Raw genomic sequence first — 24,923 nt, 5'->3', positions numbered from 1 at the left:
GCCTACTGCGCCTCTGCGGGCTCGTCCGGCCTGGCTGCCCGCGTCAGCAGCCGCTGGTAAAACAGTCCGATGCCGATCAGCACGGCGCCGAGGCCGATGAAGGACAGCGCACGCAGCACGCCTTCCAGTTCGGACATGTCGAACAGGAATACCTTTGCGACGGCGATCGCGATCAACGCACCCGATGCGATGCGCAGAATGTACGACTTCTGCCAGACGCCGGCGACCAGCAGGCCGACGCCCATGGCCAGCCAGAGCGCCGAATAGGAATAGGTCTCGAGCTGGCCCAGCCCGCTCCAGAAGCCGATGAACTCGCCCTTGAACAGCCGCCGCACCGACAGCGTCGCATAGGCGAAGGCGAGTGCGGCTCCAACCAGCGCCAGCATCGCCGGATACCAGCGCGGGCGTTTGCCGCGCGCATAGAGCGCCAACGCTCCGGCGGCGATTGCCGGCAAAAGATAAGCCAGAAATAGCAGGTTGAAGAACGGGACTCGTCCTGTCGACTCATCGGTAAACAGCGGATTCAGGATGAAGAAGTGGTTCGCGACGATGAGAATGGCGGACACAACTCCGGCGGCAATCGAGCCGTAGCGCAGCACGGGACTCGGCGACCGCATGTCGAGCGCAATGAGGATCGCCCCTGTCCCGAGCGCGAGCAGCGTATAGATCGACTGCTCGGCGAGAGTGGGCTCGCTGGCGTCGATCACGCCGCCATGCATGGCGTGGCGCACCAGCATCGCCACCGTCAGAAGCGAAAACAGCGCAGCCGCCGCTTCCATGACCAGGCGTGGCCGTCCGGCCGTCGTCCGGGCCAACTGCCACGCCGCGAAGCCGAAGGCGAGCGCCGGGATGCCGTAGCCGGGCAGGAGGGCGTTGAACACCGGCGTCCTGCCGAGGAATTCCTGGCCGACGATCGTCGGGTCAACCGCGACGCGCGCCATCACGACGATCACCGCGCCGACGCAAAGCCAGCCCAGTACGGGATAGCTACGTTGCCGCGTCGCCAGTGGGGGCAGTGCCGCTGCCGCGCCGACAAGAACCGTCGTCAGGCCGGGCCCGAACGCCATGTGCAGCATCAGCACGAAAGCGACGCCCGCTCCCGCCAGCGCGAAGGAAACGGATAGGCCGCCGGCGAGCGGCGGGTTTTCGGCCCTGGCGATCATTTCGCCGCCAGTTGCCAGGATCGCGCCGAGCAACAGCGCCACGGCGGCGAGGCCGTAGTCGCGGTCGGGATTTCCGGAAATGATCCAGACCGCCGTGAGGATGACGAGGGGCGCGGCTGCAGCCCAGCCTGCCCAATGCGCGCCGCGAACCGGTGCCGATGCCGCCAGATTTCTTGCGCTCCAAAGCCCCGTGGTCAGGAAGAGCGCACCAATTGTGGCTCCGATGTAAGGCATGAGCGTCGAAAACGGAGCGGCGGGAAAGCCCTCGACGACGAGGCTTCCGCCGGCAAAATCGAACGCGAAGGTGCCGCTCAGCGCCGCACGCACGTAAGCGGCGACGGACGCCGCACCGGCGGCATGGAGAAGCGCGAGCGCGCCCGGGCGATAGAGCGCTACAGCGACCATCGCCGCGATCAGGATTGCCCCGTAGAGCGCGCCGCCCGCGGCCTGATAGTCCGGGTTGATCAGCAGCGATAGTGCCGCAAGCGCAACCGACAATGCCGGAATGGCCGTCGGCCAGTCGAAGGCAACCGGCGCTTCTTCGCCCCGGGCACGCCCGCCCAGCCAGACGAAAGCCAGCGATAGCAGTATGGCCAGGTTGATGAAAAGCACGACAGTGAAGTCGACGGTGTTCGATCCGGCCATATAGACCAGGCACCAGAGCCCTGTTCCGGCGAAGGCCGCGCCGGCAAGCAAGCGCCAGTCGCGCAGCCTGGCAATCGCGGTCGTGGCCACCAGCACGATCGCCAGATAACCGAACAGCGCCCAGGCGTTCGGGACTTCGGACGCGACGAGCAGCGGCGTGACCAACGAACCGAGCAGACCGAAACCGGCCAGCGCCTGCCCGTGCAGGAGCGCGGCCGCGACTGCGCCGACACCGATTACCCCCATCAGAACGAAGGCGAGACCCGGGCCGATGAAGCCATAGACGCCGTGCGCGGCATAGACCGCCCCGAATAGGGTGAACGCGCCGGCGGCGGTCAATATGCCGGGGATGTAAGCGTTGTTGCCGCCGTTCAGCGGTATCTCGAAACCGGTGCGGCGGATGAACTCGCCAGCGCCGACGAGCGCGAGGCCGAGCAGCGCCGCCATTGTCAGGCGCACGCCAGGGCCAAAGATGCCGGCCTCGATCGAATAGCGGATCAGGAACACGCCGCCGAACGCCAGCGCTATGCCGCCAACCCAGACCGCCCAGCGCGTGCCGAGCGCCGTTTCTATGTCGGCCTTCGCGGCTGGCGGCCTTGCAGTTGGGGCAGGCGCGGCGCTGGCCGCATCCCTCCCCTCGCGCGTTCCCCATGGCCCGGCTGGTTCGGCAGGCTCACCGACAGCTTGCTCCGCGGCCTCGGAAACCGCGTCGTCTACGATGGGTTCGCCGGCCCGCTCGATTGCGGCGGCCGGCGCTTGTCCTTCCGCCGCGGCCGAGGTCGCGGCAGCTTGCGGCGTGGGAAGCACGAGGGAGCGCAGCGCGCCAAGCTCGCGCTCGACCAGCTTCAGACGCGTATTCAGGCGAATGACGATCACGACAAGCGCCAGGAGGCCGAGCGTGCCCAGGAGCCCGAAGCTGTCGAAAAACATGGCCGTTCCCCCGAATTCAGCCGTGGCAGTTCGTACTTGCTATAGCACAATCCCGAAAAGTTGCAGACTTTCGGACTAGATTGTTAATCTAGTCAACAGGTTACAGCCCATTCCGATCCCATCGGAATGAATCGCCTCTAGCGCGCCGCCAGGTTAGCCATTGGAAAAATCGAGCAGGTTTCTGTGCCGAAGGCGAGCAGTTTTCCGTCCCTGTCCTTCAGCGTCGCTTCCGAGACGGCGAGCGTGCGGCCCTTGTGCACGACGCGTCCCTCGCAGACGACCTCTCCGGTTTTCGGCGTGATCGGCCGGATCAAATTCACCTTGAACTCGGCGGTGGTGTAGGCCTCGCCCTTCTCCAGAAGCGTCTGGACCGAACAGGCGAGCGCCGAATCCATAATGGTGGCGGCCCAGCCGCCATGGACGCCACCCAGCGGGTTGAGGTGACGCTCGCCGGGCAGGCCGCGAAACACGGCCCGGCCTTCCGAGACTTCGGTCAGGGCGAAATTCAGAAGCGCCGAGATGGGCGGCGCGGCGTATTCCCGGTCGATGATCCGCTGCAGAAGTTCGATGCCAGAAAATCTGGCGATATCTTCGAAAGGGATGGTGCCGAGGCCGAGTGGGGACACATAACCCGGAAACAGTTCGACCTCGCTCATGCGGCATGTTCTCCGGTACTGTGCGGTTCGTTAGGACAGTGCTTTCGAAGCGCTGTGAGAAATGCTGCCCTGGCATCGGGCGAGTCCATTCCGCGCGGCTCGTAGACATGGCGCGCGAAAAAGAAGCCGGTCAGCCGGAAGGCATCCTCGATCGACGTGCGGTCGGCGCGCAGGCCGGAATTGCCGAGCAGGAAGGCAGGCAACGGCAGCATTTTCGCACTCCAGGGCGCTCCGGCGGCGCGCGAAACCGCCCGACCGGTCTTGGGCGACACATAGGCCAGATCGCTGCGCGCGCCGGTGGCGGCGCATTGCGTCAGATCGAGGCCGAAACCGAGTTCGTCGAGCACGAGCATTTCGAAGCGGACGACGAGTTCGCCGGCGGCATCGGGATCGTCGAGATGCTCGATCATCAGCACCAGCATCTCGTAGAGCCCCGCATGGGCGTCGCGCTCGGGCAACAACCGAAGGTGGGCGGCCAAGGTCTGCAGCCCGAAGACGGCGACCGCGCTGTCGAAGAGCCGCGCCGCGTTGAGTTCGAGCGGTTCGACCTGGAACGTGCCGAGATGCTCGTCGAGGCGCGCGCGCCAGATCAGGTCGACGCGGTTGCCCGCCTGCAGAAGCGGTTGCTGCTTGCGCGAGCGCCCGCCGCGCACCAGTCCGAGATGACGGCCATGCGCGCGTGTCATCACCTCAAGTATGACGCTGGTTTCGCCATGCTTGCGGGCGCCGAGTATGATTCCTTCGTCGCGCCATTCCATCGCCGGAGAGTTTACTCCTCAGTGCGGGAATTCAAGCCCCATCTCGCGGTAGCGCTCGGGGTCGTCGCCCCAGTTCTCGCGCACCTTCACGAACAGGAAGAGATGGACCTTCTGTTCGAGGATCTCGCCGATATCCTTGCGGGCCGCCTGCCCGATCGAGCGTATCGTCTCGCCTTTGTGGCCCAGTACGATCTTCTTCTGGCTGTCGCGCTCGACGTAGATCACCTGCTCGATGCGCACCGAACCGTCCGGCTTTTCTTCCCATCTCTCAGTCTCGACATGCGAGGAATAGGGCAGTTCCTGGTGCAGGCGCAGATAGAGCTTTTCGCGCGTGATCTCCGCGGCGAGCTGGCGCATCGGCAGGTCGGAAATCTGGTCTTCCGGATAAAACCATGGGCCGACGGGCAGAGTTTCGGCGAGGTGGTCGAGAATTGCGTCGCAACCGGCGCCGGTCAGCGCCGAAACCATGAAGGTGCGCTGGAAGTCGACGCGTTCATTGGCGGTGGCAGCCAACGCCAGCAGGCTTTCGGGCTTGACCCGGTCGAGCTTGTTCAGCACCAGGATCTTCGGCTGGCGGACACTGGCAAGGTTGGTCAGCATGGCGTCGGCGTCGCCCTTTATGCCGCGTTCGGCGTCGATCAGCACCAGCACCACGTCCGCGTCCTTCGCGCCGCCCCAGGCGGTGGTCACCATCGCCTGGTCGAGACGCCGCCGCGGGCGGAAAATGCCCGGCGTGTCGACGAAGACGATCTGGGCATTGTTGCGGGTGGCGATGCCGCGGACGATGGCGCGCGTCGTCTGCACCTTGTGGGTGACGATCGACACCTTGGCCCCGACAAGCTGGTTGACTAGGGTCGACTTGCCAGCATTGGGCGCACCGATCAGGGCGACGAAGCCCGACCGCGTCTCGACAGGGTTTTCCGGTTCGGTCACGATGGCATTCCTTCCTCGCCCCACACGCCTTCACGGATCAGGAAGGCGGCGGCGGCAGCTTGCTCGGCAGCCTGCCTCGAGGGACCGGCGCCGCTGATGGCCGCAAAGCCATCCGCCGTCACCGAAACCGTAAAGACCGGCTCGTGATCCGGCCCTTCGCGGCTGACGATCGAATAGATCGGCCGCAATCCGTCGCGCTGCACAAGCCATTCCTGAAGCTCGGTTTTGGCGCTTCGCAGCAATTTGGCCACGGTCTCCGCACGATGCTCCCAATGGCGGGCGACGAATGCGCGGGCCGCTTCGAGGCCTCCGTCGATATAGATCGCCGCAATCAGCGCCTCGACGGCGTCGGCAAGCGCGTTGCCGACCCTTCGACCCTTCGCGGACTTCGCCACAGGGTCGGCGTGAATAAGCTTGTCCAGCCCGATTTCAATGGCGATCACGCCGCAGCTTTCGCCGCTCACCAGCGCGTTCAAACGCACGGCGAGTTCTCCCTGGCGGGCGTCGGGATAGCGTAGAAAAAGCATTTCGGCGATGATGAGGCCGAGCACCCGGTCGCCCAGGAACTCGAGCCGCTCATTGTCCGCCCCGTCGGAACCGCGCTTGCTCGCATGCGTCAGCGCGCGCCGCAATATCGCGGTATCACGGAATGCATAGCCCGTTCGCTCCCTGACCGCCTCGGCGAGGGCATGTTCGTCTAGTCGCTTGGCGGCCATAGCTTCGTCAGCGTACGAAATTGAAAAGGCGCGACGGACGCATCTGCGAGGGCCACTTCCAGATTTCGAGCGGGCTTGCGCCTTCGGCTATCGAGAAGAAGATGATGTTGGCGCGCCCGACAAGGTTTTCCTCCGGCACGAATCCAACGGTAAAGCGGCTGTCGGTGGAGTTGTCGCGATTGTCGCCCATCATGAAATAGTGGCCTTCCGGCACGACGAATTCGCGCGTGTCGTCGCCGATGCCTCTCGGCGTGAGGTCGAGCGTGTCATAGGCGACGCCGTTCGGCAGCACCTCCCGATAGACGTCGACCGGACCACTGACCTCGGTGATGTCGGGATTGTCGATCTGACTGACCTTCTCGCGCGGCACGGCTTCACCGTTGATGAAAAGCTGGCCTTCCCTCATCTGAATCCGATCGCCAGGGAGACCGATCACGCGTTTGATGTAGTCGAGCGACGGGTTGGGCGGATATTTGAACACGGCGACATCGCCGCGCTCGGGTGGACTGCCGAAGATGCGGCCGGAAAAGAGATTCGGCGAGAACGGCAGCGAATGCCGCGAGTAGCCATAAGCCCATTTGGTGACGAAAAGATAGTCGCCTTCCAGAAGCGTCGGCCGCATCGAGCCCGAGGGGATGGAAAAGGGCTGGAACAGGAAGGTGCGGATCACCAGCGCCAGGATCAGGGCCTGCACGATGACGCTGACGGTCTCGCTTAGTCCGCCGCTTTTCTTCTCGGTTTTTTCAGCCACGCTCATGTCGTCCTCAGATTTCTTCGGTTGGGTATAAGGGCTCGCCGCGCGCTGGGCAACGTCTGTGCCGAGGCGACAAGCCCCAAGAACATGGCCGTTATTCGGCAGGCAGCGCTTCCACGATCACGAAGGCCTGCGCCATCGGAAAATCGTCGGTGATCGTCAAATGAATCGCCGCGCGATGTCCCGGCGGCAGCATTTTTTCGAGTTGCGCCGCCGCGCCGCCGGTCAGGCGCATCGTCGGCTTGCCGCCCGGCAGGTTGACCACGCCCATGTCGCGCCAGAACACGCCCTGCGACATCCCGGTGCCCAGCGCCTTGGCGCAGGCCTCCTTAGCGGCGAAGCGTTTGGCGTACGAGGCGGCGCGCTCCTTGCGCCGATCGGATTTGGCCTGCTCGACCTCAGGTGAAGATGCGAGCGGTGAAGCGTTCGCCGTAACGTTCGAGCGACTTCGCGATGCGGCGTATATCTATCAGATCGCTGCCGAGGCCGATGATCATGATCAGATATTCCGGCTGCCCGGCTTGACCGCCGGCAACGCCGCAAGCTCCGGCGGCAGTCTATCGGCCGGATAGGCCGGCACCTCGTATTCGGCGAGCGCGATCAGCGGCACCCCGACATCGGTCTTTCCCGCGGAGCGGTCGATGATGCAGGCGGCGGCAGCCACCTCGGCGCCGATCTCGCGCAGGCAGTCAATCGTTTCGCGTATCGAAAGCCCGGTGGTGACGATATCCTCGACGATCACGACCCGTGCGCCCTTTTCGATTTCGAACCGGCGCAGCCGGAACTTGCCGTCTTCGCGCTCGACCCAGATCGCCGGTGCTCCAAGGTGTCGCGAGGTCTCGTAAGCGGGTATCAGGCCGCCGATCGCCGGTCCAACCACATAGTCGATCCTGCCCGGCACTTCGGCGTGAATTTTTTCGGCAAGAGCCCGGCAAAGTTTTTCGGTTTTGTCGGCGTGCATGAACACGCGAGCCTTTTGCAGAAAAATAGGGCTTCGCAGGCCGGAAGTTAGGATGAAATGTCCCTCCAGCACCGCGCCTGCGTCGCGAAAAATATCCAGAACTTCTGTCTTGTCCATTGCCGTCCCGATGCTTCAGCCGTTGACGCGCCGCGCTTCGCTGACGCTCGAATTTTCTTTGAGCTGCGACAGCAGCCGGTTCAGATGCTTCAAGTCCCACACTTCGAGATCGACCAGCATCTCGGTGAAATCGGGCGCGGTGCGGACCATGGAAAGCGTATGGATATTGGCGTCGTTGACCGCGACCACCTGCGCGATTTCCGCCAGCGAACCCGGTGCATTGATCGCGGTAACCGAAATCCGCGCCGGAAACCGCTCCTTGGTTTCCTCGTTGATATCCCAGCGAACGTCGATCCAGCGCTCCGGCTGATCGTCGAAATCGGTCAGCGAAGGCGACTGGATCGGATAAATGGTGATTCCCGCGCCCGGTTGCATGATGCCGACGATCCGATCCCCGGGCACCGCGCCCTCCGGAGCGAAACGGACCGGCAGGTCGCCGCTTATGCCCCTGATCGGCACGGCGTCTTCCTTGGGCTGGCTCTTGTCCTTGCGCGACGAACGGCCGGGTATCTGGAACAGCATGCCTGCGGCGTTGCGGATCTTCGACCATCCCTCCTCGCGCAGCTTGGGCGCCGGTGTAACACGCTCGTCCTTGAAATCGGGATAGACGGCCTTCATGACGTCGGTGGACGACAGTTCGCCGCGGCCCACCGCCGTCACCACATCGTCGATGTCCTTGCGCGCCAGGCGATGCAGCACCGGCTTCAGGCTGTCCTTCGAGAACTGCTTGCCGGCGCGCTCGAAGGCGCGTTCGAGTATGCGGATGCCGAGCCCGGAGTACTGCTTGCGGATGGCGTTCTTGGTGGCGCGGCGGATCGCGGCGCGCGCCTTTCCGGTAACCACGATTGATTCCCAGGCGGCGGGAGGCACCTGCGCCTTTGAGCGGATGATCTCGACCTCGTCGCCATTCTTGAGTTCGGTCATCAGCGGCATAATGCGGCCATTGACCTTGGCGCCCACGCAAGTGTCGCCGACATCAGTGTGGACCGCGTAGGCGAAATCGATGGGAGTTGCGCCGCGCGGCAGGGCGATCAGCATGCCCTTCGGCGTGAAGCAGAACACCTGGTCCTGGAACAGTTCCAGCTTGGTGTTTTCGAGAAAGTCCTCCGGATTGTCGCCCTCGGCAAGCTGCTCGATGGTTCGTCGCAGCCATGCATAGGCGTTGGTCTCCTTCGAGATCGACGGGACCGAGCCGTTCACCTTGCCACCGGTGTCCTTGTAGAGGGCATGCACGGCGACGCCGTATTCGGCGACCTTGTTCATCTCGCGGGTGCGTATCTGCAGCTCGATGCGCTGGCGTGACGGGCCCACGATTGTGGTGTGGATCGAGCGGTAATCGTTCTGCTTCGGCGTCGAGATGTAGTCCTTGAAACGTCCCGGAACCATCGACCAGGTTGTATGGATGGCACCCAGCGCGCGGTAGCAATCCTCGACCGTGCCGACGACGACGCGGAAGCCGAAAATGTCGGAAAGCTGCTCGAAGGAAAGCGCCTTCGCCTCCATCTTGCGGAAAACCGACCACGGCTTCTTCTGGCGGCTTTTCACGACCGCCTCGATCGAATGCTTCTCGAACAAGGCCGACAGCGACTTTTCGATCTCCTCGACCACACCTCGGTTGCGCTCGAAAATATCGGCAAGGCGCGCCGTGACCGTACGGTAGGCTTCCGGGTTTATGTACCGGAACGCCAGTTCCTCTAGTTCCTCGCGCATGCCCTGCATGCCCATGCGCCCGGCAAGCGGCGCATAGATCTCCATGGTCTCCTCGGCGATGCGCAGGCGCTTCGCGTCGGGAACATGGTCGAGCGTGCGCATATTGTGCAGCCGGTCGGCGAGCTTGACCAGGAGAACACGAACATCCTCCGAGATCGCCAGCAGCAGCTTGCGCAAGTTCTCGGCCTGCTCGGCTTTTTTCGAGACAAGATCCAGCTTCTTGAGCTTGGTCAGGCCCTCGACGAGCTTGCCGAGATCGGGGCCGAACAGTTCGTCGATCTCCTGGCGGGTGGCCGTCGTGTCCTCGATGGTGTCGTGCAGGAGCGCGACGGCGATCGTCGCTTCGTCCATGTGCATGTCGGTGAGGATGGCCGCCACTTCCAGCGGATGCGAGAAATAGGGATCGCCCGATGCGCGCTTCTGGTGCCCATGCTTTTGCATCGCATAGACATAGGCCTTGTTGAGCAGCGTCTCGTTCACGTCGGGCTTGTAGCGCTGGACGCGCTCGACAAGCTCATACTGACGCATCATGGGCTAAGTCCCGGGGCTGTAAAAGAGATCATGCGCCGCATCGGACGATACGGCGCATGCCATAGATAAACACGAAACCGCCGGCACGAAAGTGCCGGCCTTTGTTTCAAGCGCTACGGAGAGAGCTCTCCCTAGTAGTCGTCGCTCTTTTCTGGCGCCACCAACCCCTCGATGCCGGCGAGCAGATCCTCTTCGGTCATGCGGTCGAAGGTGACGTTGTCCTCCTCGTCCGTATCGGCAGCGATCGCCGCGGCGTCGGTCTGGTCGGTCAGTTCCTGGCCGTCGGTCTCGGGTTCGTCGACCTCGACATGCTTCTGCAGCGAGTGGATCAGATCTTCCTTGAGATCGCCCGGCGACAGCGTCTCTTCAGCGATCTCGCGCAGCGCCACGACCGGGTTCTTGTCGTTGTCGCGCGGCACGGTTATCTGCGCGCCCTGGGATATCTGACGGGCGCGATGGCCGGCCAGGAGCACCAGTTCAAACCGGTTATCGACCTTGTCGATGCAATCTTCAACGGTTACGCGGGCCATGGATTGCCCCTTTCATACGATGATGTAATGGAAAACAGGCGCGGTCCATAACCCGAGCGCGCGTCAAATACAAGCTTGAAGGCTTTTTTGAACAGCCGCGCGGGCGGCCGATCCGGCACGAGATCACATTTTCTTGCTTCCGGACCGTCAAGCCTTGGAATGGGCCGAGGCAAACTCTAATTTCATGGTGAGGCGGCCGGAACGTATTTCCCGTGCAACCGAGGGGCCTGCGCCCGCGTATTTAAAGTGATTGCTATTTTTGTAGGGATATTACGGCCATGTTTGATCCTCGCGAAAAGATCGCTCTTTTTATAGACGGAGCCAACCTCTACGCCACCTCGCGCGCGCTCGGTTTCGACATCGACTACCGCAAACTGCTCGCCAGCTTCCAGAAGCGGGGATACCTGCTGCGGGCCTACTACTACACCGCGCTTGTCGAGGATCAGGAATACTCCTCCATCCGCCCGCTGATCGACTGGCTCGACTACAACGGGTTCAAGGTGATCACCAAGCCGGCGAAGGAATTCACCGACTCGACCGGCCGCCGCAAGATCAAGGGCAATATGGACATCGAACTCACCGTCGATGCATTGGAACTTGTCGAGAAGGTCGACCACTACGTGATCTTTTCCGGTGACGGCGATTTCCGCACGCTGGTCGAGGCCTTGCAAAGACGCGGCTGCAAGGTCAGTGTCGTTTCCACCATGGCTTCGCAGCCGCCGATGATATCGGACGACCTGCGCCGCCAGGCCGACCACTTTATCGACCTTGTGTCGCTCAGGAGCGAGATCGGACGCGATCCTTCGGAGCGGCCGGTGCGCCGTGCCGAACCCGCCGAAGCCTCCGAAACCGAGGAAAGCGATTTTTGATCGCGTTGAGCCGTCCATCCACCGCCGAGCCGTCGCACGACTGCCCGCTCTGCCCACGGCTCGCCGAGTTCAGGACGGTCTGGCGTATGCGCGAGCCGGCTTGGTTCAACGGACCGGTACCAACATTCCTGCCGCCCGAAGGCGAGGACGCGGTGCGTTTTCTGATCGTTGGTCTGGCGCCCGGCCTGCGCGGCGCCAATCGGACTGGGCGCCCCTTCACCGGCGATTTTGCCGGCGACCTGCTCTACAACACGCTGATCCGCTTCGGCTTCGCCCGCGGCCGCTTCGAGGCGCGGCCGGACGACAGCCTTGAACTGATCGGAACGGCAATCACCAACGCTGTCCGCTGCGTGCCGCCTGAAAACAAGCCGATCGGAGCCGAGATCAACACCTGCCGGGGTTTTCTGCGGCCGACGATCCACCGTTTCAAGAACTTGGAAGCGATCCTGGCGCTCGGCACTATCGCCCACCAGTCGACCGTCCGCGCCCTTGGAAAGCGCGTGGCCGACTACCCGTTCAGGCACGGCGCCGGCCAGACCGCCGGCGGCGTGCGGCTTTTTTCGAGCTACCACTGCTCGCGCTACAACACCAATACCGGGCGCTTGACGACGGAGATGTTCGTGGGCGTGTTCGGGGAGTTGGCGGAGTTCCTTTCCGGGCTCAGGAATCTGGATTGAGTATTCGTTTTACGGCGGATTCGTCGCCCTGCAGGACATTCAGGTCTACATCGCCCTCGATACCGGCGATGCGGCCCTTGTCGTGATATTGCCAGTAGATCCAGTCCTCGTGCCCCGGATGGTAAGCAAGCGATCGCACCCAGCGCTGACGCACGGGCACTGCTATGCCATAAGCGTCCGCAGCTTCGCCGATGAGGTAGACAATCGCCGCCCTGCCGAAAGCTGCCTCGACCGGGTCGAGGAAAGCCTTTACCTGCGCCCGCACCTCGTCGACTGGCGGCCGCTGATCACAGTTGCCTACGAATTCGATGTCGATCACCGGTGGCAGAAGCGGGCGATTGCGCGGGACGGTCGCAAGGAAGTTGGCAGCCTGGTCCGCGCCCGGACGGCAGAACGTGAAAAAATGATAGGCGCCGACAGCCAGGCCTGCCGCCTGCGCGCCTTTCAGATTGCGCGCAAAAGATTTGTCGACAAAGTCGCCGCCCTCTGTCGCCTTGATGATCGCGAAAGCAACATCATTGTCCGCTACCCGCTGCCAGTCGATTGCCCCCTGATGATTGGAGACATCGATGCCGCGCACGGGGTATCTGCTTCGATCGGGTGAGAAACTCAGGAAGTAGACATATGCAATCGCGCCGCCGGCAGCGAAACAGACGACAAGTACCAGCGCAATTGCAATCCGAGCCACCGAATCCACCCTCTCGACGTTGGCTGGAGCCTCAGCGGGAAATTGGGCCGGATTTAGTTCTTTGCTAGGCAGCCATTTGGGATGGGTTCTATCCCCGCTCCTTCAGCAGCCGCCCTTTTTCCCGCGCCCAGTCGCGCTGCTTTTCGGTCTCGCGCTTGTCGTGCAGTTTCTTGCCCTTGGCGACGGCAAGCAGCAGCTTGGCGCGGCCCTTGTCGTTGAAGTAGATCTTCAACGGCACCATGGTCATGCCTTCGCGCTCGACGCTCTGCGCCAGCCGCGCCATCTCGCGCTTGTTGAGCAGGAGCTTGCGGCGGCGCCGCGGCTCGTGGTTGAAGCGGTTGGCCTGCAGGTATTCGGGCACGTAGGAATTGATCAGCCAGATCTCGCCGCCTTCGACCGAGGCATAGGATTCCTGGATGTTGGCCTGCCCCTGGCGCAGCGACTTGACCTCGGTGCCGGTCAGCGCAAGGCCGGCCTCGACCGTGTCGAGCACCTCATAGGAAAAGCGTGCCTTGCGGTTTTCCGCGACGGTCTTGTTGTTCGGGTCGGCTTTCTTCTGGTTCATGACGTCATGTACACTTTAGGTGCGTCCTTCGAGGCTCGCTATCGCTCGCACCTCAGGATGCGGGAGGTTGTGCGCGACTTACCTCCTGGCAGGCAATCGCTTCCGGATTGACGCTCAACGGCGCAAAACTTCCTCATCCTGAGGTGCGAGCGATAGCGAGCCTCGAAGGACGCACAACGAGGGAACCATCACATGGCCGCGGCGATGATCTTTGGCAAGAGCCGGCCTAATTGATCAGCCCGGCATGCTTCATCGCCGCGTCTATCTTCTCGGCGGTTTCAGCTTCGACGGTCATCAGCGGCAATCTCACCACGTTTTCTGCCTTTCCGAGCCGCGACAGCGCGTATTTTGCACCCGATACGCCCGGCTCGATGAAGATCGCCTTGTGAAGCGGCATCAGGCGGTCTTGCAGATCGATCGCCTTCTCCTTGTCGCCGTTCAGCGTCGCTTCCTGAAACTCGGCGCAAAGCCTGGGAGCGATATTCGACGTGACCGAGATAGCGCCTACCCCGCCATGTGCATTGAAACCAAGGGCGGATGCATCTTCGCCTGAAAGCTGAATGAAGTCCTTGCCGCAGGTCATGCGCTGCTCCGACACCCGCTCGACCTTGCCGGTGGCGTCCTTGACGCCGACGATATTCTTGAAGTCGTGCGCCAGCCGGCCCATCGTTTCCGGCATCATGTCGATCACCGAACGCGGCGGGATATTGTATATGATGAGCGGCAGGCTGGTTGACCGGGCCACGGCGGCGAAATGCTCGTAGAGTCCGCGCTGGGTCGGCTTGTTGTAATAAGGCGTCACCACAAGGACTGCGTCGGCGCCCACCTCCTCGGCATAGCGCACGAGGCCGACCGCTTCGTCGGTGTTGTTCGATCCGGCGCCGGCGACGACCGGCACACGGCCCTTGGCGGTTTCCACGCAGGCCTTCACCACCCGGCGATGTTCGTCATGCGAGAGCGTCGGCGATTCACCCGTCGTGCCGACCGGAACGAGCCCCTTGGTGCCCTCGGCGATCTGCCACTCGACAAATGCGCGAAAGGCTTTCTCGTCGAAGCCGCCATTCTTTTCGAACGGGGTCACGAGTGCGGTGATCGAGCCTCTCAGCATTTAAGTCCAACTCCATGCGGCCTTGCCGGCCGGCCCTTCTTGATGTCGCGGCTTTCTATCCGAAAGCGAAGCCGCGCACCATAGTCTTGCCACGGATGGGCGGCAAGAGAGTGGACAGGTCGCGATCCGACGGAGTGCGGACGACGGCCGTGGGCTTACCTCCTTTTCACCGGCAGCGCGTAGGATGCCCCGACCGCTTCCGTTTGTATCGTGTGGGGACGGGGATGACGAATTTCATGCCGATCCACTGGTCAGCCAGCCTCGCGCTTGCGTGGGCGGTCGCCGCCTTCAGTCCTATCGCCGCGTTTGGGCAAACCGGCGAGCTTCCGTATGCGCCGATCCTTCCATCGCCGCCGAAGGCCGCCATCGAGAAGAACTTTGGCACGCAGGCAACCCCTGCCTCGGTTGCGATCCGCCCCGACATGTCGATCGCCGGCAGCACCGCGAAGCTGAAATCCGGCCTTGAAGCGCTTTCGGCCGGAGATATCGGAGAGGTTCGCGATGTGCGAGACAGCCTTCCGGAGCGGTCGCTCGATCGCCACATCCTGACCTGGGCAATCGCTGTGAAAGGCGGCGGGCTGACTACGAACAGCGATATCGCGGCGGCGCAGGCGCTGCCAGACTGGCCGGGGAAGGATGCGTTGCGCCGCCAGGCCGAACGGGCCCTTTATCGTGAGAAGCCCGACCCGGCGGCCGTCATTCGGGGATTTGAAAATAGCCCGCCACAGACTTCGGAAGGCGTGATCCTCCTCGCCCGTTCGCATATCACGCTCGGCGACCGCGAAGCGGCGCGGGCGGTGCTGTCGCCGCTCTGGCGCACGGAAAAGCTTGAGCCGAGGAGAGAGATCGCGGTCATAAAGGAATTCGGCGAACTGATCCCGGCTGCCGACCATCGCGCGCGCATGGAACGAATGCTCCATGCGGAACGGATCAATTCGGCGAAGCGCGTCGCCGCGCTCGCCGGTGCGGAATCGCTGGCCGATGCCTGGGCGGCGGTGATCCGGGGCGAACGTGCCGCCGGCAAGCTCCTGGACGAGGTGCCGGCCAATCAGCGCTCGGCCGGCTGGTTTTTCGCCAAGGCCAAATATCTTCGCCGGAGCAAGAAGTTCACCGAGGCAGCGGAGGTGATGCTCAAGGTTCCCACGCACGGCGTGTCTCTCGTAGATCCCGATGCATGGTGGATAGAGCGACGGGTGCTGTCGCGCGAACTGGTCGATCTGGGAGACTTCAAGACAGCCTACCGGATCGCCGCCGCTCATGCGGCGGAAGATCCGAAAAACATAGCCGACGCCGAGTTTCACGCCGGCTGGTATGCGTTTCGCGGACTGGGCGACGCCAAAACCGGCGCGCGGCATTTTTCCCGCATCGCCGAAGTCGCCGAAGGGCCGATCTCGATTTCGCGCGCCTATTACTGGCTGGGCCGCGCCGCGGAAGCGGGTGCGCCCGGCGAAGCGAAAGCCTATTTCGAGCGCGCCGGCGCCTATCGCACGACGTTCTACGGACAGCTTGCGGCCCAGCGTATCGGGCTCGGACGCATCAACGTTGGCTATCCGCACCCGTCAATGGCCGACCACGAGAATTTCGTGGGCCGCGAACCCGTAAGGGCAATCAAGCGGCTAAAGGCCATGGGCCAGGAAAGCCTTGCAGATATGCTCTCCCGCAACCTCGCGGCGGAACTCACCAGCCCTGGCCAATTGACGCTGCTCGCCGTCATGGCGGAAAATCGCGGCGACCATTTCCTGGCGCTGAAGGTCGGCAAGATCGCGTCTTCGCGCGGCATCGACATCGGTTCGCTATCCCATCCGATGGGGGCAATCCCCACCTCGGCGAACATCTCCGGCTCCGGCAAGGCGCTTGCCTACGCGATCGCGCGCCAGGAGAGCGAGTTCAACATCGCCGCCGTTTCAGGCGCCGGAGCGCACGGGCTGCTGCAGCTCCTTCCCGGGACCGCGAAGGAGATGGCGAAGAAGGCCGGCATGACTTATTCGAAGGCGCGGCTAACCACCGACGCCGGCTATAATGCCACGCTCGGGGCCGCTTTTCTCGGCGACCAGCTCGGCCGTTTCGACGGCTCGTATGTGCTGACTTTCGTAGGCTACAATGCGGGGCCGGGCCGCGCCCTGGACTGGATCAAACGCTACGGAGACCCACGCGGCCAGGACATCGACGCGGTGGTGGACTGGATCGAGCGCATCCCATTCACGGAGACGCGCAGCTATGTCCAGCGCGTCATGGAAAACTACCAAGTCTACAAGATGCGCCTGTCGGGAAAATTCGACATCGTCGGCGATCTGGTCAAAGGCCGCTGAGCAGCGTCGGCATCGGTGACAGCCACCATACCCCGTCTGATCTCCGACGCACTCCCCGTTTGACCCGGAATGCCCTCGCCTGTACGTCCTGACGAGATGCACAGGCAGGAAAACGGGCGATGGCGGAAGAAAGCTTCAGCGATTTCTACTATTCTTCGACCGACGGGCTGAAGCTTCATGCCCGGGTCTATGGAGACGGTGCCAACGGCGCGCGCCCCGTCGTCTGCCTGCCCGGACTGACCCGCAACGCGCGCGATTTCCACGAACTCGCCTTGCATCTCTCGCACAAGGCTAAAAGGCCGCGCAAGGTGGTGGCCTTCGATTACCGCGGGCGCGGCGATTCCGCCTATGACGAGAACTGGCAGAACTACAATATCGGCGTCGAGGCCGGAGACATTCTTGCCGGCCTTGTCACGCTCGGCATCGAGCACGCGGCCTTCATCGGCAGGTCGCGCGGCGGCCTGATCGTTCACGTTCTGGCGGCGATGCGGCCCGCCTTACTGAAAGCGATTGTGCTCAACGATGTCGGCCCGGTGGTCGAAGGCGAAGGCTTCGCCCATATCCGCGCCTATCTCGAGCGCGCCCCGCAGCCGGCGAGCTTCGCCGACGCGGTCGCCCTGCAGCGCACCACCCATGGCCCGGCGTTTCCGGCTTTGACCGACCGTGATTGGGAGCGGATGGTGCGTGCGCTTTACCGCGACGAAGATGGAAAGCCGGTGCCGGATTTCGATCCGGCGCTCCTGAAAACCATCACCAGCCTCGATCTCGCCCAGCCTCTCCCCGTTTTGTGGCCGCAGTTCCAGGGACTCACCGGCGTTCCGATGCTTGCGATCAGGGGCGAGAACTCCAGACTGCTGTCGGCGGCGACGCTGGAGGAGATGGTGCAGCGTCACCCTGCCATCGAAACCATCACCGTCGAGGGCCAGGGCCACGTCCCGATGCTCGAAACCGGAGCGCTTCCCGCCCGGATCGAGGCGTTTCTCGATCGGGCTGAGCAGCCCGCCTGACTAACGCATGGTTTCAGAGCGTCCTTGCGTCCCAAAGGACGCGCGGCGCCCTAAGGGACGAAAAAACCCGGCGGTCGCCCGCCGGGTTTGGATAAAGTGTCGACTACGTTTGCTGTCAGAACGAACGCTGGATGCGCAGGAAGCCGCCAATCTCGTCGCCATCGTCCTCGTCATCTTCGTCGTCGAAATTGTCGAAATAGGCAACTTCGGGCGTTACCCGCAGGCCGGGAACCAGTTCGTAGGCCACATTCGCGACCGCCGCGAAGTCTTCCGATTCGTCATAGGACAGCTGCACGTTGATGGTCGCCTTTTCCGTAACCTCCATCGAGCCGCCACCCCAGACGGCCCAGTCGCCACTCCAGGTCGCGTAATAGCTGCCAGTGTCGGTCGAGCTGTAGCCGGCCAGGATGAAAGCCGAGATGGCCTCAGTCAGATTCACGTCGAGGCGCGCCTTGCCGGCCCATTCGTCCCATACCGAGTCGTAACCCACGGCCGCCGATACGCCGCCCCAGCCCTGGGTCAGCGATGCGCCCGCGACGACGTGCGGAACGTAGCTGTCGAGGGTATAGCTTGCGGTGAAATCGGTAACGCCGTCATCGTCAAGGTCGAAATCTCGTTCCCCGTCGCCCTCTTCCACCGCGATAGCAGCCTGGAAGCCGTTGGCTCCCGTAAAGGTGTAGGAGATCTGATGGGTGCGGTCGGGTTCGTAGTCGACGAGATCGTCGTTCACCACGCCGCCGGCAAAGCCGGTCATGGTGACGAACAGGGAATCGGTCTTGCCTACGCGGAAGCCGCCGAGTTCGATATAGGCATGCTCCATTTCGAACGCGTCCCTCGCATCGGTGATGCCGTCATCGTCGTCGGTCGTATATTGGAAGTTGATATGCGCGTAGGTGCGCAAAGTCCCGAGTTCCGTTTCGGAGCGGGAGTCGATCTGCAAAGCCGCGCGGGCCCGCTTGTAGTAGGTGTCGTTCTCGTCTTCGATGCCGTTCGCCAGGTCTTCCTTGTCGAAGACGTCCTCGTGCCCGAGGAAGCCGACGCCGATGTCGTAGCGGAGATAGCCGCCGATGCGCAGGCAGGTCTCGGTGCCGGGTATGTAGAAGAATCCGGTGCCGTAGGTGTCGCAGACGCGCACATATTCCATCGGCTCCGGCTCGGCGATGACAACGGCATCGGCCGAACGGGCGACCGAAACCGTGGCTAAAGCCGCGGCCGAACCGAAAAGCAGGGTTTTGAAGTTCATGGTAGCTCCTTAGGATTAGGGCGAGGCTAAGCTGTAGCAATGGTTTGTGACACGCTTAACCCGGCGGAATCAGTTGCCCCCTCCCGGACGATCCTTGTTTGCCCTGACTTCAAGATTTGTTCAATGGTGAACCATTATTTTAGCGATTGCGCATCTGCTGCCCGGAGTAGCGGTGCTCGGCCCGCAACCGCTTTATTCGCACGGGCTTCGCCGGCAGCGCATAGCCGCGAGCGATCGGTTGTCCCAATGAAAACCCGGCGGTGGCCCGTCGAGCCGGAAGGCATACTGGTCCGTGCAATCTCCATCCATTTTCGCTCGCCGAAGCCAGCAGGCGGCCAAAAAAACCCGGCAGTTGCCCGCCGGGTTTTTTCTGATCGATCCTATAAAGTCGATTAGAACGTGCGCTGGAAGCGGAGGAAGCCGCCGATTTCGTCTTCATCATCATCATCATCATCGAGGTCGTCGTCAAAGTTGTCGACATAGATGATTTCAGGCGTGATCACGAGGCCCGGAACGAGTTCGTAGTTGACGTTCGCAACCGCTGCGAAGTTCTCGTCTTCGTCATAGGAGACCTGGGCGTTGATCTTGGTCTTTTCCGAAACGGTGAAGGTGCCACCGCCCCAGACAGCCCAATCGCCCGACCAGTTGCCGTAGTAGTTCGGACGGTCGAGATCCTCGATGCCGAGGAAGTCGTCATCCGCACCGGACTTGTAGCCGCCCATGATGAAGAGGGCGAGCTGTTCGGTGGCGTTCACGTCCAGGCGAACCTTGCCGGCCCACTCTTCCCAGTTGGCATCGTAACCGGCGACGGCCGAAATGCCGCCCCAGGCCTGCGTCCAGGCCAAGCCGCCGACCACATGCGGGACATAGCTGTCCAGCGTGAAGTCGTTGGAGAGGCCTGTGTAACCGGTATCACCATCACCCAATTCGAGAGCGACCGCCGCCGAGAAGCCGTTGCCGCCGGTGAAGGTGTAGGCGATCTGGTGCGTTTCAAACGGTCCGAAGGGAACCAGGTCATCGTTGATGATGCCACCAGCATAGCCGGTGAAGGTCGAGAACAGCGAGTCGGTCTTGCCGATGCGGAAGCCGCCGAGTTCGATATAGGCATGCTCGATGGCGAAATCGTCTTGTGCGTCGGTAACACCAGCGCCGCCGAAGCTTTCGTTCTGCGTGCTGTCGCTCGACGTCCACTGGAAGTTAATCGCGGCGTAGGTGCGCAGTGTGCCGAGCTCGGTTTCGGAACGGCTGTCGACGCGCAGCTGGAAGCGGGCGCGCTTATAGTAGGTGTCGTTCTCGTCGACGAAACCGCCTTCGACAAAGTCTTCCTTGTCGAGCACGTCCTGCTGCCCGAGAGCGCCGATGCCGATGTCGTAGCGGATATAACCGCCGACGCGCAGGCAGGTCTCGGTGCCGGGGATGTAGAAGAAGCCCGTGCCGTACACGTCGCAGACGCGCACATATTCCATGGGCTCCGGTTCGGCGATCACGACCGCATCGGCCGCGCGTGCGCCGGAAACTGCGACGAGGGCCGCAGCTGAGCCGAGAAGAAGGCTCTTAATGTTCATTTTCTGACCTCCAGTCAAAAGTTAAAAAGCGGGTCTGGGTATTTTTTGCTGAAGGACAGCTTTCCCTGCCCCATCCCCAATGTCGAAAAAGATGCGCATGCACGCCCCTTCCTCGAGACCGACAATACTCACGGGGGGACGGCGTTCAACCATGATCGTTGCCGCGGCGGCGATGACGGCACGCTATCCCGCATCGCTGTGGCACAAATGACACGATTTATCGCCGGCCGGAAAGAACTCGTTAATCATGCGGAGCCGGAGCCGCGCTGAAATGATCTGGAAACGCCGGAAACCCTTGGCTTTGTGCGATTCGCACTGACGAATCGGTTGATGCCCTGGCGCCAGGCGCGCGGAACCTCGAGATGCGGCCTGCGGTTATTTTCGATATAATAAAGCGGCCTTATTGATTGTCGCGTCCGTTTTCTCTATCCAGCGGTGCGCTGGAGAGGTGGCCGAGTGGTCGAAGGCGCTCCCCTGCTAAGGGAGTAGAGGTCAAAAGCTTCTCGAGGGTTCGGATCCCTTCCTCTCCGCCAGCATCTGGATTTGACGGAAAAACGGTCCGCCCTTTCGGGAAACGCACCCGATCGAGCCAGAATCCACCCTACATTTCGCAAATGGCGACTGACCGCGGCCGAGCAGCTGTGGCGCGCGCTCGTCGCGATTCCCCTCGATCTCATCGTTTTCACGCAAGCACTGGAGCAGGCCTGCGGCAATTTATTCATATTAATCAAAGTGGTAGTCAGTTTCCGGTCGATGCAGCCTTCAGATTCTGACTGGAGGTCAGAAAATGAACATTAAGAGCCTTCTTCTCGGCTCAGCTGCGGCCCTCGTCGCAGTTTCCGGCGCACGCGCGGCCGATGCGGTCGTGATCGCCGAACCGGAGCCCATGGAATATGTGCGCGTCTGCGACGTGTACGGCACGGGCTTCTTCTACATCCCGGGCACCGAGACCTGCCTGCGCATCAGCGGCTACGTCCGCTATGACATCCGCGTTGGCGACGCCATCGGCAACCAGGACGTCATCGACAAGAAGGATTTCGCCGAAGGCGAACTCGAGGAAAACGACACGTATGAAAAGCGTGCTCGTTTCGATCTGCGCGTCGATGCCCGTTCTGAAACCGAGCTCGGCACTTTGCGTGGCTATGGCGAGATCAGGTACAATTTCAACACCGCCGTTAACGGCGGATTCACCGACAATGAATCGGCGATCGACGTCAACCATGTCTATATTGAACTCGGCGGCTTCCGCATCGGCAAGACCGACTCGCTGTTCACCACCTGGACCGGTTATGCCGGCGCCGTGATCCTGGACGATATCGCGGTTGGCTATGGCCCGTTCGATACGCATCAGATCGCCTACACCTGGACCGGCGCAAACGGCTTCTCCGCCGCCATCGCTCTTGAAATGGGCGACGGCGATGATGAAGCCTTCGGCATCGACACCGATGGTGACGGTGTTGTCGATGCAGTTAGCTCCATCTCCGACATCTACACCGTCGACAGCTATGTCCCGCATGTTACCGGCGGCGTTGCCTACACGGCGGCATGGGGCGGTGTTTCGGCTGTCGTCGGCTATGACTCGGTGTGGGAAGAGTGGGCAGCCAAGGCACGCTTGGATGTGAACGCCACCGAACAGCTCGCGCTCTTCGTCATGGCCGGCTATGCGTCGAAGGATGATGACTTCGTTGACGCGGGCGGCTTTGGATTCGTCAACGGCGGCCCGAACTACTACGGCAGCTGGGGCGGCGACTGGGCTGTCTGGGGCGGTGCCACGTACACCGTTTCGGAAAAGACCAAGATCAACGCCCAGCTCGCTTACGACGAAGCCGAGAACTTCTCGGCCGGCCTCAATGTTGCTTACGAGCTCGTTCCTGGCCTCGTGATCACGCCTGAAATTGTCTATGTCGACAACTTCGACGACGATCTCGGCGATGACAACGACGCTTTCGGCGGCATGGTTCGCTTCCAGCGCACGTTCTAATCGAACGGGTGTGAAGCTGACCCGGACAAGTTTGTCCGGGTCAGCTTTTTCGAAGACCGATCGTGAATAGCTGCTTCGGCGCGATTTTGACGGGCAACAAATCAGGGGGGCTGACGGGAGGGGGTAAACGTAGAGCGAAATCTCCGCATTTGGGCTGCGGAATTTTGCACATTGCGGTCTGAGGCGAAGGATGTCTCTCGCTATTGTTATGTTCGTACATTTCGTGCTTATGCTTTGCCGTCTTTTATGCGGGCGGGGGCGCTTAAGCTATGAAACTTGACGACGGAAATTCGCTATGGAAGGAAGGTATATCCTTCACTTCCTACAGCTCGCAAACGGCAGACTACGGACTGTCCAAGCTGAAAAAAGTTGAAGCTTTCAGTATAGCTGACCTCTTTTCCCTCTATAAAGACATTTTGTGGGACGATGGAAACCACAAATACAATGTCAGCTCCTTCGTTGGAGAACTAGACGAGATACTGCTTGGAGAGCGCTTCAGCGTTCTTGACCAGGATACCGTCGACGGCCTGATCGGAAAATTGCGCGAACGCGGTAACAGCAACGCAACCATCAATCGAAAGATGGCGGCGCTCAGCAAATTGCTGCGCAAGGCGTATAAAATGGGCAATATCCACAACCTTCCGGAATTCCGCCGACAAAAAGAGCGTGCCGGACGAATCCGCTTTCTGGACCGCGAAGAAGAAGAGCGCCTGTTCTTGGCCGTGAAGGCCAGATGCGAGAACAGCTACCGGCTGTGCATCTTCCTGGTCGACACGGGTTGCCGCCTGGGCGAAGCGATCGGGCTTATCTGGAATGATGTGCACGATCATCGCGTTTCCTTCTGGATAACCAAGTCGGGGCGCAGCCGAACCGTGCCGCTCACGGGGCGGGCGCTGGAATCGCTATCCGGCGAAGGCGCCCGGAAGAAGGGGCCGTTCTCGATGCTGAACCAGGCCAATTTCCGCGCAATCTGGAACGATGCCAAGGCGGAGATCGGATTGGGAACGGACAAGCAGGTGGTTCCCCATATTTTGCGCCATACCTGTGCGTCACGCCTCGTCCAGGGCGGCATCGACATCAGGCGAGTCCAGATGTGGCTCGGCCATCAAACCCTTCAAATGACCATGCGTTACGCGCATCTCGCGACCAACGATCTCGATTCCTGCGTCGTCGTTCTCGAACGCAAATCAAGGACGGCCTGAGGCTAAACGGCGTTTTGTGGGTTTGGGCGAGGTGAGCGCGCTCGGCAAGGCAATCGCCTGGGGCTTCGACCCACTTCCGCGAAGCGGAGTGGAGGGAATTCAGCTCGGCAAACCACATGCGATTCCCTGGCGCATCGGCCATCCCGGACGGGGTCGCCTATGGCCCTTCCTGTTGCTGGACCAGGGACCGGCGCAACAGCACTTGCGCCACAGCGCGGAAGTCATCGCAGGCGTGGCTCGATCCCCTGCCCCGCTGTCAGCGGAACACGCCTGGAGCTATTTCGACTTCCGGGACTTCGCCTGAAAGGCCAAGGAATTCCAGCTGTTCGACGACGCAAGATGGCAATAGATCAGGGCGAGGGCGCCGGATCTTCTGAGCTGAAGGAAGTCATCGTCGCCAAGAGCGTTCAGGGCGGCCTCGTCGACGACCTGGAAATCGGTCAAGTTGAGCACCTCGCGGCCTTCCAGCGTCACCGTGCTCTTGCGCGGCGCAAACAGGTTGAGCGCGTCGATGCTCTCGATCATTGCGCGCGTGGCGGCGAAGCCCATCTGGAACTGGTTGCAGAATTCCAGTGCGCCGCGAGTAGCCTGGCTGGGTTCGGCGCCGTCGAACAGCGGCGTGGCCAGGGAGCCGTCGCCGGCTGGCGGCGCGGCCCCGACGATGCGGTCGCTGTCGCGATCGATGCACAGCGTCAGCCGCTCCGCGGGCTGCTTGTCTTCCGCCAGCACGAAAGGATAGCGGCGCACATAGGCGGGCACATAGTGCGGCGCGGTCCACGAGCCGTCCGGCTCCACGAACAGGTTCTCGTTCTGCCGCAGGCCGGTGATGACGACCGGCGCTTTTTGCGGGCCGACGAAGACGATCGGATAAGAACGCATGGCCGCCGGCATTTCGGAGGCCATGATCGGTATTGCGTGCGCAGTGGCGGCGAAACTGAAATCCGGCCTGGTTATGAGGCTCAGCGCGCCGTGCCGTGCCGGATGCAGGGCCTCCGGCTTCCGGTAGAACATCGGCAATTGCGTCTTCGGAGACGCCGCCTCCCTGCCGCTGGCTTCTGCTACGGCAGCCTCTCCATTTGCATCGGCCAAATCGTCTACTCCCCTGTGTCGAGCGCCTGAGCGCACCCCGAGGTTTTTCTACGCGAGCCAGCAATTTTGCGCAAACGATGCCGACGCCATTTCAAGCACTCGGAATTCGGGACGCACAACAGCATTCATCAATGTCGCGCTAGTCCGAAGGGTGCAAGACCGCCGGGAACAGCGTTGCGCGAAAGCGCTCGCCGATCTTCGTCGGCCCGCCGTCCC

Annotated in this window: 22 protein-coding genes, 1 tRNA gene and 1 pseudogene; 8 read left to right on the top strand and 16 right to left on the bottom strand. The window is 62.1% G+C overall.

Translation table 11 applies throughout. The features are described from left to right. Window positions 1-2: 2 nt before the first annotated feature. The 10 genes and pseudogenes from ACG873_RS06505 to rpoZ form a co-directional block, all read right to left on the bottom strand. Window positions 3-2,738 carry a DUF2339 domain-containing protein gene (locus ACG873_RS06505; protein WP_394890980.1) on the bottom strand — a complete coding sequence of 912 codons (2,736 nt, stop codon included), beginning with the start codon at window positions 2,736-2,738 and terminating at the stop codon, window positions 3-5. 137 nt (window positions 2,739-2,875) lie between these two features. Continuing rightward, complete coding sequence (locus ACG873_RS06500) at window positions 2,876-3,394, bottom strand: PaaI family thioesterase (RefSeq protein WP_394890979.1); 519 nt, start codon at window positions 3,392-3,394, stop codon at window positions 2,876-2,878. Next, window positions 3,391-4,152 carry a DNA repair protein RecO gene (gene recO / locus ACG873_RS06495; RefSeq protein ID WP_394890978.1) on the bottom strand — a complete coding sequence of 254 codons (762 nt, stop codon included), beginning with the start codon at window positions 4,150-4,152 and terminating at the stop codon, window positions 3,391-3,393. Before recO ends, ACG873_RS06500 begins: the two co-directional genes overlap by 4 nt. A gap of 18 nt (window positions 4,153-4,170) precedes the next feature. Then, window positions 4,171-5,085, bottom strand: a complete 915-nt coding sequence (gene era, locus ACG873_RS06490) for a GTPase Era (RefSeq protein ID WP_394890977.1) — start codon at window positions 5,083-5,085, stop codon at window positions 4,171-4,173. Continuing rightward, window positions 5,082-5,801, bottom strand: coding sequence for a ribonuclease III (gene rnc, locus ACG873_RS06485; protein WP_394890976.1), 720 nt, complete (start codon window positions 5,799-5,801; stop codon window positions 5,082-5,084). The genes era and rnc overlap by 4 nt, the downstream gene beginning before the upstream one ends. Window positions 5,802-5,808: 7 nt before the next feature. Next, a complete protein-coding gene (gene lepB / locus ACG873_RS06480) occupies window positions 5,809-6,558 on the bottom strand; it encodes a signal peptidase I (protein ID WP_394890975.1) in 750 nt (249 codons plus the stop codon). A 91-nt stretch (window positions 6,559-6,649) separates the two neighbouring features. Further along, a pseudogene (acpS, locus tag ACG873_RS06475) lies at window positions 6,650-7,052 on the bottom strand (holo-ACP synthase). A gap of 2 nt (window positions 7,053-7,054) precedes the next feature. Then, complete coding sequence (gene pyrE / locus ACG873_RS06470; RefSeq protein WP_394890974.1) at window positions 7,055-7,633, bottom strand: orotate phosphoribosyltransferase; 579 nt, start codon at window positions 7,631-7,633, stop codon at window positions 7,055-7,057. A gap of 15 nt (window positions 7,634-7,648) precedes the next feature. Next, window positions 7,649-9,874, bottom strand: coding sequence for a RelA/SpoT family protein (locus ACG873_RS06465; protein WP_394890973.1), 2,226 nt, complete (start codon window positions 9,872-9,874; stop codon window positions 7,649-7,651). A 131-nt stretch (window positions 9,875-10,005) separates the two neighbouring features. Beyond that, window positions 10,006-10,404: a DNA-directed RNA polymerase subunit omega gene (rpoZ, locus tag ACG873_RS06460; protein WP_394890972.1), complete on the bottom strand. Its 399-nt coding sequence runs from the start codon at window positions 10,402-10,404 to the stop codon at window positions 10,006-10,008. 278 nt (window positions 10,405-10,682) lie between these two features. On the opposite strand from rpoZ, the gene ACG873_RS06455 reads away from it, so the two are divergent. Next, window positions 10,683-11,273, top strand: coding sequence for an NYN domain-containing protein (locus ACG873_RS06455; protein ID WP_394890971.1), 591 nt, complete (start codon window positions 10,683-10,685; stop codon window positions 11,271-11,273). Then, window positions 11,270-11,950, top strand: coding sequence for a uracil-DNA glycosylase (locus ACG873_RS06450; RefSeq protein ID WP_394890970.1), 681 nt, complete (start codon window positions 11,270-11,272; stop codon window positions 11,948-11,950). The genes ACG873_RS06455 and ACG873_RS06450 overlap by 4 nt, the downstream gene beginning before the upstream one ends. Here the strand turns inward: ACG873_RS06450 and ACG873_RS06445 are convergent. The 3 genes from ACG873_RS06445 to dapA all read right to left on the bottom strand — a co-directional run bounded on the left by ACG873_RS06445 (window position 11,934) and on the right by dapA (window position 14,311). Next, window positions 11,934-12,530: a GH25 family lysozyme gene (locus tag ACG873_RS06445; RefSeq protein WP_394890969.1), complete on the bottom strand. Its 597-nt coding sequence runs from the start codon at window positions 12,528-12,530 to the stop codon at window positions 11,934-11,936. The two genes, ACG873_RS06450 and ACG873_RS06445, sit on opposite strands and share 17 nt — an antisense overlap. Window positions 12,531-12,726: 196 nt before the next feature. Continuing rightward, complete coding sequence (gene smpB, locus ACG873_RS06440) at window positions 12,727-13,203, bottom strand: SsrA-binding protein SmpB (protein ID WP_394890968.1); 477 nt, start codon at window positions 13,201-13,203, stop codon at window positions 12,727-12,729. 226 nt (window positions 13,204-13,429) lie between these two features. Beyond that, complete coding sequence (gene dapA, locus ACG873_RS06435; protein WP_394890967.1) at window positions 13,430-14,311, bottom strand: 4-hydroxy-tetrahydrodipicolinate synthase; 882 nt, start codon at window positions 14,309-14,311, stop codon at window positions 13,430-13,432. Window positions 14,312-14,535: 224 nt separating this feature from the next. On the opposite strand from dapA, the gene ACG873_RS06430 reads away from it, so the two are divergent. Continuing rightward, window positions 14,536-16,620, top strand: a complete 2,085-nt coding sequence (locus ACG873_RS06430; protein WP_394890966.1) for a lytic transglycosylase domain-containing protein — start codon at window positions 14,536-14,538, stop codon at window positions 16,618-16,620. 119 nt (window positions 16,621-16,739) lie between these two features. Beyond that, window positions 16,740-17,627, top strand: coding sequence for an alpha/beta fold hydrolase (locus tag ACG873_RS06425; protein ID WP_394890965.1), 888 nt, complete (start codon window positions 16,740-16,742; stop codon window positions 17,625-17,627). A gap of 115 nt (window positions 17,628-17,742) precedes the next feature. Here the strand turns inward: ACG873_RS06425 and ACG873_RS06420 are convergent, their stop codons facing one another. Together ACG873_RS06420 and ACG873_RS06415 are read right to left on the bottom strand one after the other, a co-directional pair. Beyond that, a complete protein-coding gene (locus ACG873_RS06420; protein WP_394890964.1) occupies window positions 17,743-18,870 on the bottom strand; it encodes a porin in 1,128 nt (375 codons plus the stop codon). A 392-nt stretch (window positions 18,871-19,262) separates the two neighbouring features. Beyond that, window positions 19,263-20,435, bottom strand: coding sequence for a porin (locus tag ACG873_RS06415; RefSeq protein ID WP_394890963.1), 1,173 nt, complete (start codon window positions 20,433-20,435; stop codon window positions 19,263-19,265). Between the two features lie 45 nt (window positions 20,436-20,480). On the opposite strand from ACG873_RS06415, the gene ACG873_RS06410 reads away from it, so the two are divergent. The 4 genes from ACG873_RS06410 (at window position 20,481) to ACG873_RS06395 (ending at window position 23,618) form a co-directional block, all read left to right on the top strand. Beyond that, window positions 20,481-20,705 (top strand): hypothetical protein, encoded by a 225-nt coding sequence (locus tag ACG873_RS06410; RefSeq protein WP_394890962.1) that lies wholly within the window; start codon window positions 20,481-20,483, stop codon window positions 20,703-20,705. A 172-nt stretch (window positions 20,706-20,877) separates the two neighbouring features. Continuing rightward, window positions 20,878-20,968: transfer RNA gene (locus ACG873_RS06405), tRNA-Ser, on the top strand. 254 nt (window positions 20,969-21,222) lie between these two features. Beyond that, window positions 21,223-22,416, top strand: a complete 1,194-nt coding sequence (locus ACG873_RS06400) for a porin (RefSeq protein ID WP_394890961.1) — start codon at window positions 21,223-21,225, stop codon at window positions 22,414-22,416. A 269-nt stretch (window positions 22,417-22,685) separates the two neighbouring features. Further along, a complete protein-coding gene (locus tag ACG873_RS06395) occupies window positions 22,686-23,618 on the top strand; it encodes a tyrosine-type recombinase/integrase (RefSeq protein ID WP_394890960.1) in 933 nt (310 codons plus the stop codon). 276 nt (window positions 23,619-23,894) lie between these two features. On the opposite strand, the gene ACG873_RS06390 is transcribed toward ACG873_RS06395, so the two are convergent. Continuing rightward, window positions 23,895-24,707 (bottom strand): SapC family protein, encoded by an 813-nt coding sequence (locus ACG873_RS06390; RefSeq protein WP_394890959.1) that lies wholly within the window; start codon window positions 24,705-24,707, stop codon window positions 23,895-23,897. Window positions 24,708-24,923 lie beyond the last annotated feature (216 nt).

The sequence above is a fragment of the Allomesorhizobium aridi genome (genome assembly GCF_043769475.1).
Lineage (GTDB): Bacteria > Pseudomonadota > Alphaproteobacteria > Rhizobiales > Rhizobiaceae > Allomesorhizobium.
The sequence above is the reverse complement of the archived record's forward strand: the minus strand, read 5'-3'. Positions and strand labels throughout refer to the sequence as shown.